The 340-nt window shown below is 62.1% G+C and carries 1 pseudogene; it reads left to right on the plus strand.

From position 1 onward, the window contains the following. Positions 1-83: 83 nt before the first annotated feature. Positions 84-340: pseudogene (locus A3764_RS24250) on the plus strand (acyltransferase); the annotation flags it as partial.

The raw sequence follows: 340 nt of genomic DNA on the forward strand, positions 1-340 counted from the left end.
CGAAGCGCTCCGGGCCCTTGTTGCGGACAAGTTCGGGGAAGGGTCCTGAGCCAGCGGGGCCCCATAGCAAGCAGGGTACGCTCATGTCGATGAACGATACATCGCGACCGATCCGCCCTGACATGGCCCACGCACCGCCTGAGGATACACCCTTCAAGTACGACAGGCGCAGTCTGTCCTATGCCTCTACCTTCGACAGCCCGTGGCAATCGGCTGTGATCAAGGGGATCGAACTGATGACGGGAAAGCTTTCCGTCCTCAGGATGACCCGCCAGTTCGAGAAGCGAGGCGTGCCCGCAGGGCAGGCGTTCTGGCGGGCGGCCCTCGACATTATGGAGAT

The organism is Sulfitobacter sp. HI0129 (genome assembly GCF_001635395.1).
Taxonomy (GTDB): domain Bacteria; phylum Pseudomonadota; class Alphaproteobacteria; order Rhodobacterales; family Rhodobacteraceae; genus Sulfitobacter.